Below are 11124 nucleotides of genomic sequence, written 5' to 3'. Positions count from 1 at the left end.
CAGCTGCAAAAAAGCAGCTTCGCAATGACGTTTCAAGTTACAATCGTCATTGCGAGCGAGGAAGGAGCGCGGCAATCTGTTCTTTTTAAACTAAAGCACACTCCAGCTCACTCTTTTCAATTCAAAAGATTGCATCAGTTGCAAAAAGTAACTTCGCACTGACGTACTTCAAAATAACACGTCATTCCGAGGAAGGCAACAGCCTGACCTGGCAATCTGTTCTATTTAAACTGGACCAAGTTCAAAGCCACCATTGTTTTCAATTTAAATGATTGCTTCAGTCGTGCCTCCTTCGCAATGACGGCAATAAAAAAATCCGTTCCCCAATACCAGGAAACGGATTTTTCAAATTATATAATCTTCAAACTTTTAACCTACAATATTTACAATTTTACCTGGAACTACAATCACTTTTTTAGGTGTTCTTCCGTCTAATTGTTTCTGAGTTCTTTCATCTGCCATTACGGTTTTTTCGATTTCATCTTTTGGCATATCCAGTGGCAATTCCATTGTAAAACGCATTTTCCCATTGAAAGAAACCGGGTAGTTTTTAGTGCTTTCAACCAAATATTTTTCTTCAAAAATCGGATATTCAGCCGTTACTACAGATTCTGAATGCCCTAATTTATTCCAAAGTTCTTCCGAAATATGAGGCGCGTAAGGCGCTAATAAAATAACAAGAGGTTCAAGCACTTCCCTGCTATTACATTTTTGTGCTGAAAGCTCATTCACACAGATCATAAAGGTGGAAACCGAAGTATTAAAACTGAATTCCTCGATATCTTCGGTAACCTTTTTAATGGTTTTATGCAGACTTTTTAAAGAATCAGCTGAAGCTTTTTCATCTGAAACTTCAAATTGCTCGCCGTTGTGATAGAGTTTCCAAAGCTTCTTAAGAAAGTTATGTACTCCGGTAATTCCCGCGGTATTCCAGGGTTTTGCCTGCTCTAAAGGCCCCAAAAACATTTCGTACATTCTAAGTGTGTCGGCACCATAGTCTTCACAAATATCATCGGGATTTACCACGTTGTATTTAGATTTAGACATTTTTTCAACTTCGCGACCAACAAGGTAAGATTCATTTTCTTCGGTAATAAATTCAGCGTCTTTAAATTCAGGACGCCACTTTTTAAAACCTTCTACATCCAATTCATCTGAATGATTCACTAAAGAAACATCGGCATGGATTGGCTGTACATTATTTTCTCCAATCAGGTTTTTAGAGACAAAAACATTTTCTCCTTCCAATCTATAAACAAAAGCACTCTGTCCTAAAATCATTCCCTGGTTGATCAACTTTTTAAAAGGCTCTTCAACCGAAAGATATCCACGGTCTCGCAAAAACTTAGTCCAGAAACGGGAATACAATAAATGCCCGGTAGCGTGTTCGCTTCCGCCTATATATAAATCAACATTTTCCCAGTAATTTTGCGCTTCTTCAGAAACAAATTCATTATCATTTCTAGCATCCATATAGCGGAAAAGATACCAGGAGCTTCCTGCCCAACCTGGCATAGTATTCAATTCTAATGGAAATACCGTTTTATCATCTATCAGTTCATTACTCACCACCTCGTTAGATTTCGTATTCCAAGCCCAATCGGTGGCATTTCCCAATGGTGGTTCCCCGGTTTCTGTAGGCAGGTATTTTTCAACTTCTGGAAGGCGTAATGGCAAATGTTTGGCGTCTATTATTTGCGGCATTCCGTTTACGTAATAAACAGGAAATGGCTCTCCCCAGTAGCGCTGGCGGCTAAATACCGCATCGCGTAATCTATAATTTGTTTTTCCGTAACCGTGACCGGTTTTTTCCAATTCCAGAATCACTTTTTGCAGCGCTTCTTTATATTCCAATCCGCTAAGGAAATCGGAATTTGCGATTACCGTTCCTTCTTTTCCGGAGAAAGCAGCCTCAGAAATATCGGCGTTTTCAAAAATATTAGGAATAGGAATTTCAAAATGTTTTGCAAAATCATAATCCCGCTGGTCCCCACAAGGCACCGCCATTACGGCACCGGTTCCATAACCGGCAAGCACGTAATCCCCAATCCAGATTGGTACCGGTTCTTTGGTGAAAGGATGCTCGGCATAAGCCCCGGTAAACACACCGGTTATACTTTTTACATCGGCCATACGTTCACGCTCACTTCTTTTTGCGCTGGCAGCGATATAGGCTTCAACTTCTTCTTTTTGTTGCGGGGTTGTAATCTTTTTAACCAAATCGTGTTCCGGCGCCAAAGTCATAAAACTTACGCCAAAAATAGTATCAGGTCGGGTTGTAAAAACTGAAATCCTTTTTTGATGTTCAGCGAGGCTTCCATCATCTTTTACTTTTTTCAGGGTCTCACCGTATAAATTGAAATGAACCATTGCCCCAACCGATTTCCCGATCCAGTTACGCTGACTTTCTTTCAAGCTTTCGGTCCAGTCCAATTGATCTAAACCTTGTAATAAACGTTCAGAAAATGCTGAAATTCGCATACTCCATTGCGTCATTTTTTTTCGCACCACGGGATAGCCTCCACGCTCTGAAACGCCGTTTACAATCTCGTCGTTAGCTAAAACGGTTCCCAGTTGAGGGCACCAGTTTACTTCGGTTTCAGCTAAATAGGTTAGTCTGTATTTTAATAATATTCTTTGTTTTTCTTCAGAAGAAAAATTATTCCAGCTATCTGCTGAAAATTCTTCTACATCATCATCGCAGGCAGCATTTACACGGGAATTCCCTTCCGAAACAAAAATTTCTTCTAATTCTGAAATTGCCCTGGACTTTTCAGCTTCCATATCATACCAACTTTCAAAAAGCTGAATAAATATCCACTGTGTCCATTTATAATATTCTGGGTCACTGGTGCGCACTTCCCTGCTCCAATCAAAAGAAAAGCCGATTTTATCGAGCTGTTCGCGATATCGTTTAATATTCTTCGCCGTGGTAAGCGCAGGATGTTGCCCGGTTTGAATTGCATATTGCTCGGCAGGCAAGCCAAAACTATCGTAACCCTGTGGGTGCAAAACATTAAAACCTTTGTGACGTTTGTAGCGCGCATAAATATCACTGGCAATATAACCTAACGGATGCCCAACGTGAAGTCCGGCACCAGAAGGATATGGAAACATATCCAGCACGTAATATTTTGGTTTATCTGATGAATTGCTAGCACGAAAAGTTTGATTTTCGGCCCAGTAGTTTTGCCATTTGGCTTCAATTTCGTTAAAGTTGTAACTCATTGTTATATTTTTCTTACCTGCTAATTACGCGCAACGCGACTTTTTATTAATGCCTGCAAATTTACAATTTTAAACCACTTATGGGAATTTAGGTGTAATGGATTAGAAGATAAGTTTCTATCTGAAACAAATCTTCTAATAACAAATAGAATCAGTTTTAAGACTTCCTTAATGCAGCTTATCCTATTATTTCAGTAGATTTATAGGGAAATGGTGATTTCAAGGGCTATGATTTTAAATATTCATAAAAAAATCATCCTTAAATTCACTAAAAAACAACCTGGTTAAATCAATAATCTTTCAAAGATTTTTATATGAACGTAATACACGTAAGCGCTGAATGCTACCCAATTGCAAAGGTTGGTGGTTTGGGAGATGTAGTTGGTTCTTTACCAAAATACCAGCAGGAAGCTGGTGTTGGTGCTAAGGTAATTATGCCATTTTATGATAATAAATTTAGTGCAGCTCACAGTTTTAAAAGTATTTACGAATCAGAATTGGTTTTGGGCGAAGAGATTTATCCTTATAAAATTCTGAAATTAATAGAAGAGGCTTTAGATATTGACGTGCTGTTTGTAGATATTCCAAAGCTCTTATTTAAAAATTTCGTGTATTCCGAAGATGATACCGCGCGGTTCACAGCTTTTCAAATTGCGGTAATGGATTGGTTACTTACTTTAAATGAAAAGCCATCCATAATTCACTGTCACGACCATCATACGGGATTAATTCCATTTATGACGCAGAAATGTTTTAAATATGAAGCCCTGAATCAAATTCCGGTTATTCTCACAATTCATAATGCCCAATATCAGGGTTGGTTTTCACACGATAAAGTGCATTACCTCCCGGCTTTTGATATTTCTAATAACGGTTTGCTAGATTGGGATGGCGTGATAAATCCATTAGCTGCAGGAATAAAATGTGCCTGGCGGGTAACTACGGTTTCCCCGAGTTATATGGAAGAATTGCAACAGGCTGCGAATGGATTGGAAAGTTTATTGAGTCACGAAAATAAAAAATGTGTTGGAATTCTAAACGGAATTGATACTGAAGTTTGGAATCCTGAAACCGATGAATTTATCCAAAAAAATTATTCGGCTAAAAATATTCAAAGCGGAAAAACAGCTAATAAAAAATCGCTGTGTAAAGAATTTGGTTTTTCAGCTTTAAAACCTTTATTCGCTTTTATTGGAAGACTGGTTTACGAAAAAGGAGCCGATTTACTACCCACAGTTTTAGAGGAAATACTTTCAAAAAAAGAATGCAATATTCTCGTTCTAGGTTCTGGAAACTCTGAAGTAGAAAGCGCATTAGAGAACTTGAAGAAAAAGCATAAAGGGGTTTATAATGTCTTTATTGGTTACGATGAAAAGCTTTCGCACCTCATCTACGCCGGGGCAGATTTCTTATTAATGCCTTCACGCGTAGAACCCTGCGGACTCAATCAATTATATTCCCTTCGCTACGGCACAATTCCCGTGGTTAGAAGCATAGGTGGATTGAAAGATACTGTGGTAGATATTGAAGATGGCGGATTTGGATTTGCTCACGCTGAAGCTTCAGAAAAGGATATTTCTAAAACCATAAATAGGGCCGTAGAATTCTACAAGGAAGAGCGTACCTTTAAGAAAACCAGGAAATACATAATGAGCATTGACCATTCCTGGAATGTTTCGGCTCAACAATATATTGATTTGTATAACTCATTAAAAAGCGGCTAATTATGTTAAACGACAAAGTATTATCGGTTATTCTTGGAGGCGGCCAGGGCACCAGGCTTCACCCATTAACAGAAAGTAGATCTAAACCCGCCGTGCCAATTGCGGGTAAATACCGCCTGGTAGATATTCCAATTTCCAACTGTATTAACTCCAACATTAAAAGAATGTATGTGTTAACTCAGTTTAATTCGGCGTCGTTAAATAAGCATATTAAAAATACGTTTCACTTCAGCTTTTTTAGTTCAGCTTTTGTAGATGTTTTAGCGGCAGAGCAAACTCCACATAATAAAACCTGGTACCAGGGCACGGCAGATGCGGTTAGACAGGGAATGCATCATTTTAAAAAGCATAAATTCGATTATTTCTTAATCCTTTCCGGCGATCAATTATATCATATGGATTATAATCTAATGGTTCAGCAGCATATAGACACCGGCGCCGATATTACTATTGGTACTGTACCCGTAAATGCAAAAGAAGCCCCGAGCTTCGGGATTATGAAAACCGACCAGGATAACAATATTACTTCATTTATAGAAAAACCCAATTCTGATCTTTTACCTGACTGGACTTCCCCTGTAGGTCCCGAAATGGAAGCTGAAGGCAGAAATTATCTCGGCTCTATGGGTATTTACGTGTTTAATCGCGAATTGTTGGTGAAATTAATGGACGATGAGAGTACGGTAGATTTTGGTAAAGAAATAATTCCGCAGGCTATAGGAAATAAAAAGGTTTGCGGTTATCAATTTGAAGGTTACTGGACCGATATTGGAAATATAGAATCTTTTTTTGAAGCAAATATTGGCCTGACAGACGATATCCCTAAATTCAATCTATATGATATGGAAAACAGGGTTTATACGCGAGCACGGATTCTTCCCACTTCAAAAATTTCTGGTACTAATTTGAAAAAAGCGGTTATTGCTGAAGGCTGTATTATTCACGCTAAAGAAATTGAATCTTCGGTAATTGGTGTGAGATCCAGGATAGGAAAAGGTTCAGTTATAAAAAATTGTTATATGATGGGAACCGATTTTTATGAATCTTTAGAAGAAATTGAAGGGAATAATATTGAAATCCTGGCCGGGATAGGGGAAAATTGCAACATTCAAAATGCAATAATCGACAAAAATTGTAGAGTTGGAGACAATACTACCATAAACGGTGGCCCACATTTAGAAGATGATGAAACCGATGCTTACGTAATTAAAGAAGGAATTGTAGTGCTTAAAAAAGAAGCAGTGCTTCCCCCTGGAACAACCATAGGATAGTATGACAAAAGTTATAACGTACAGTTTATTTTCAGAATTTGATATTAACCTGTTTAAATCGGGTAAGCATTTTCGTCTTTACGAGAAATTTGGATCGCATCCCATTACGCTTAATAAGCTTAAAGGAACTTATTTTTCAGTTTGGGCACCCGGCGCCAAACAGGTTTCGGTAATTGGCGATTTTAATTCCTGGAAAGATGGCGAACATCTACTAAACGTGCGTTGGGACGGTAGCGGTATTTGGGAAGGTTTTATTCCCAATGTTAAAAAAGGGAATTTATATAAATATAAAATCCATAGTCACCATAATAGCATTATTACCGAAAAGGCCGATCCTTATGCCAGGCGCTGTGAACACCCGCCAAATACAGCTTCGGTAGTTTGGGAAGACAGTTATGAGTGGAAAGATAAATCCTGGCTCGAAAAACGAAAAAAACATAATTCATTAAACGCTCCTTTTTCGGTTTACGAAGTACATTTATCTTCCTGGAAGAAAAAAACTGAAGAAAACCGGTCACTTTCTTACTGGGAACTCGCCACCGATTTAGTTTCCTACGTCAAAGAAATGGGGTTTACTCACGTAGAGTTTATGCCTATTATGGAATATCCATACGACCCAAGTTGGGGATATCAAATTACCGGTTACTTTGCCCCAACCTCGCGATTTGGCTACCCAGATGAATTTAAATATCTGGTAGATAAACTTCACGAAAATGATATTGGAGTGATCCTGGATTGGGTACCTTCTCATTTTCCGGAAGACAGCCACGGACTCGGTTATTTTGACGGCACACACCTTTATGAACATCCAGATCCAAAAAGAGGCTACCATCCAGATTGGAAAAGTTTGATCTTTAATTATAACCGAAACGAGGTACGGGCATTTTTAATTAGTAACGCTTTATACTGGCTAGAGCAATTTCATATTGACGGGATTCGGGTAGATGCCGTGGCTTCTATTCTTTACCTGGATTATTCCCGGGAAGAAGGCGAATGGGAACCCAATCAATATGGCGGAAATCAAAACCTGGAGGCGATATCGTTTTTAGAAGAATTAAACAAAGAAGTTTACGCCTCTTATCCAGACGTACAAACTATTGCCGAAGAATCTACTGCTTATAGCGGAGTTTCAAAACCGGTATTTCTCGGCGGACTCGGTTTTGGAATGAAATGGATGATGGGCTGGATGCACGATACGCTTCAGTATTTTGCTAAAGAACCCATTTACAGAAAACATCACCAAAACAACATTACTTTTTCCCTCACCTACGCATTTACCGAAAATTTTATGCTTCCGCTATCTCACGATGAAGTGGTGTATGGCAAGCATTCAATTTTAGGAAGAATGCCGGGAGATGAATGGCAACGTTTTGCCAATTTACGCTTGCTGTATGCGTATATGTTTATGCATCCGGGAACAAAATTACTGTTCCAGGGTTGTGAATTTGCACAAAGCGAAGAATGGAATTTTCAAAAGAGTTTAGACTGGCATTTACTGGAATATGATTCGCACAAAGGAATGCAGGAATTGATAAAAGCTTTAAATCAATTTTATAAATCCCAGCCTGCTTTATATGATAAGCAATTTGTGCAAGATGGTTTTGAGTGGATAGATTATAGCGATGCCGAGAATTCGGTAATTAGTTTTATTAGAAAAGGAAATACGCCGAAAGATAATTTGATTATTGTTTGTAATCTCACTCCAATTCCGCGAGAAAATTATCAAATTGGCTTACCTGAAGCAGGTGAACTTGAGGAAATCTTCAACAGCGATAAAAAAGAATATCACGGTACAGGGAAATATAAGAATCCAAGGAAAACCGTAACCTCAAAAGAATGGCAGGGTAAAAAACATTCTGCCACTATCAAACTTCCACCACTGGCGATGCTTGCTTTTAAGTATTTGGCTTAGTTAAATGAAAAACAACGATATAGTTAATAAACGCTCATAAATATTTTGTGAATACTAACTTATATATCAAAACAATTCAGTTCTTTTATTGCCCAGTAATCCAATATAAAATATGATCACCAATACCGAGTTAGAACAAAAAGGAAATGCTTTTCCATCTAGTGTAGTTTCCTTCCGTAAAGATGTGGATACACTTTATTTTACCACAGAAAATGATGTTGCATTGCAAATTACTATCCTTCGGGATGGCTTGCTTCGCTTTAGATATTCTACCACCGGGATGTTTGCTAAAGATTTTTCTTATGCAATTACCAAACACGCAAGCATAGGCTATAATCAATTAGATATTGAAGAAAAGGAGGATAATTATAGCATTACCACTACCAAAATTATTTGTGAAGTTTCAAAAAAGGGTTTAAGAGTTAAGATTTATGATCGGGCAGACGGTACATTAATCAATGAAGATGAGCTGGGCTTCCATTGGGAAGAAAGTTACGAATTTGGGGGTGACATCGTAAAAATGAGTAAAGTTTCTCACGATGGAGAAAGCTATTTTGGACTTGGCGATAAACCGGGACATCTTAATTTAAAAGGAAAGCGCTTTGAAAATTGGGTAACCGATTCTTATGCTTACGGAAAAGATACCGATCCTATTTACAAAACCATTCCTTTCTACACCGGGCTTCATAATAAAAAGGCCTACGGAATTTTCTTTGACAACACCTTTAGATCTTATTTTGATTTCGCACAGGAACGGCGTTTTGTAACCAGTTTTTGGGCACAGGGAGGCGAGATGAATTATTATTTTATCTACGGCCCTAAAATGACCGATGTTGTAGAATACTATACCGATCTTACCGGAAAACCAGATTTACCACCACTTTGGGCACTTGGTTTTCATCAATGCAAATGGAGCTATTATCCTGAAAGTAAAGTAAAAGAAATCACGTCTAGATTCAGGGAATTGCAAATTCCCTGCGATGCTATTTACCTGGATATTGATTATATGGAAGGTTTCCGCTGCTTTACCTGGAACAAAGAATATTTTCCAGATCCAAAACGAATGGTAAAGGAACTTGAAGCCGATGGTTTTAAAACCGTGGCGATTATAGATCCCGGGATTAAAATTGATAAAAATTACTGGGTTTATAAAGAGGGATTGGAAAACGATTATTTCTGCAAACGTGCCGATGGCCCTTATATAAAAGGAAAAGTTTGGCCGGGAGAGTGTTACTTCCCCGATTTCACCAATCCTAAAGTTAGGGAATGGTGGTCAGGGCTTTTCAAGGAGTTAATTGAAGATATTGGAGTAAAAGGCATCTGGAACGATATGAACGAGCCCGCGGTGATGGAAGTGCCGAATAAGACTTTTCCGCACGATGTAAGGCACGATTATGATGCAAATCCCTGCAGCCATAGGAAAGCGCATAATATCTACGGAATGCAAATGGCACGGGCCACTTACCACGGCGTGAAGAAATTTTCACATCCTAAACGCCCATTTGTAATTACAAGAGCAGCATATTCGGGAACGCAAAGATATACCTCAACCTGGACCGGAGATAATATCGCCAACTGGGAACATTTGTGGATTGCCAATGTGCAGGTACAACGCCTAGCAATGTCCGGATTTTCTTTTGCAGGAAGTGATATTGGCGGTTTCGCAGAACAACCTCACGGTGAACTTTTCACAAGATGGATTCAATTAGCAACCTTTCACCCATTTTTCAGAGTGCATTCTTCCGGAGATCACGGCGACCAGGAACCCTGGACTTTTGATGAAGATATTACCGATATTGTTCGAAAATTTATTGAATTGCGTTACCAATTACTTCCTTATCTCTACACCGCGTTTTGGGATTATACCGAAAAAGGCGTTCCGTTGATAAAATCTTTGGTGATGTTTGACCAGGAAGATGTGAACACGCACTATAGAATAGATGAATTTATTTTTGGGGATAGTATTCTTGCCTGTCCCGTAATAGAGCCAAATGCCAAAGGAAGACGTATGTATGTACCACGTGGAAATTGGTATAACTACTGGAGCGACGAATTAGTAAAAGGCGGCAAGGAAATGTGGGTAGATGCCGATATAGACAGTATGCCGGTTTTTATTAAAGAAGGTGCTATTATTCCCAAATATCCTGTTCAACAGTACGTATCAGAGAAAAAAATAGAAGAAATAACTCTTGAAGTTTATTACAAAAAAGGTAAGGAAGATTCTCAATTCTTTGAAGATGCGCACGATGGATACGATTATACTAAAGGGCGTTTCTGCTTAAGGAGTTTTAAACTTACCGGAAGGAAAAACCAGTTAATTATTCAGCAGCATAAAGAAGGCTCTTTTGAAAGCGATTGCAAAAATTTCAAATTAAAAATCCACGGATTGCCGTTTGAAATAAAAACTATTCAGCTGGATAATGAAACTAAATCATTGGAGCATTTACAGGTTAACGGGTGTCTCACAATGATTATTGATGAAAACTTTACAGAATTAGATTTCAATGGAGAAAACGGGGAATAGCTAATTATTTCGCGCTTCCATTTCCATAGGCAATAAACACTCGTAGATCATTTTATTTACGGGTGTTGCAAGGCCTAATTTTTCGGCTTCTTTTACTATAAATCCGTTGAAATTTTCTAATTCTGAAGGCCGGCCCGCCATAATATCACGTTGCGTGGAAGCGGTAGTTCCCGGGGGCTGATTTTGAATAATTTCAAAAGCTTTTTCCAGGTGTTCGTCTGCTAACGGTATTCCTTTAGCATTAGCAACTAACTTAATTTCCTGAGCGGTTTTTTGTAAAAGTTCATATAAATATTCGCTTTCCCTTATTTTGTCTATGGAAACCCGTGTTAATCCGCCAAGACCACTTACGGTAGCTATGAAGAGGAATTTTTTCCAAATTTCCAGCTGAATATTTTCAGGAATAAAACTGGTGATTTCAGCCTTATCCAATACCTTTTTTAATTGCTGAATTCTTTCTGAATT

Annotated in this window: 6 protein-coding genes; 4 read left to right on the top strand and 2 right to left on the bottom strand. The window is 38.4% G+C overall.

The genetic code is table 11. The annotated features are described in order from the left end of the window. Nucleotides 1-369 precede the first annotated feature (369 nt). The gene (leuS, locus tag AACZ30_RS10600; protein WP_339649259.1) at nt 370-3228 is read right to left on the bottom strand and encodes a leucine--tRNA ligase; all 2859 of its coding nucleotides are present in this window, start codon (nt 3226-3228) and stop codon (nt 370-372) included. 314 nt (nt 3229-3542) lie between these two features. On the opposite strand from leuS, the gene AACZ30_RS10595 reads away from it, so the two are divergent. The 4 genes from AACZ30_RS10595 (at nt 3543) to AACZ30_RS10580 (ending at nt 10659) form a co-directional block, all read left to right on the top strand. Beyond that, nucleotides 3543-4952 (top strand): glycogen/starch synthase, encoded by a 1410-nt coding sequence (locus tag AACZ30_RS10595; RefSeq protein ID WP_339649258.1) that lies wholly within the window; start codon nt 3543-3545, stop codon nt 4950-4952. 2 nt (nt 4953-4954) lie between these two features. Continuing rightward, the gene (locus AACZ30_RS10590; protein WP_339649256.1) at nt 4955-6223 is read left to right on the top strand and encodes a glucose-1-phosphate adenylyltransferase; all 1269 of its coding nucleotides are present in this window, start codon (nt 4955-4957) and stop codon (nt 6221-6223) included. 1 nt (nt 6224) lies between these two features. Next, nucleotides 6225-8135: a 1,4-alpha-glucan branching protein GlgB gene (glgB, locus tag AACZ30_RS10585; RefSeq protein WP_339649254.1), complete on the top strand. Its 1911-nt coding sequence runs from the start codon at nt 6225-6227 to the stop codon at nt 8133-8135. A gap of 112 nt (nt 8136-8247) precedes the next feature. Further along, nucleotides 8248-10659: a glycoside hydrolase family 31 protein gene (locus AACZ30_RS10580; protein ID WP_339649252.1), complete on the top strand. Its 2412-nt coding sequence runs from the start codon at nt 8248-8250 to the stop codon at nt 10657-10659. Here AACZ30_RS10580 and AACZ30_RS10575 read toward each other — a convergent pair. Continuing rightward, nucleotides 10660-11124 (bottom strand): ketopantoate reductase C-terminal domain-containing protein (locus AACZ30_RS10575; protein WP_339649250.1); only part of this gene is annotated, 465 nt, incomplete at its 5' end. It lies immediately after the preceding gene.

The organism is uncultured Salegentibacter sp. (genome assembly GCF_963972535.1).
GTDB lineage: Bacteria > Bacteroidota > Bacteroidia > Flavobacteriales > Flavobacteriaceae > Salegentibacter.
Note: the sequence above shows the minus strand (reverse complement) of the source record. Positions and strands in the feature narration are given on the sequence as shown.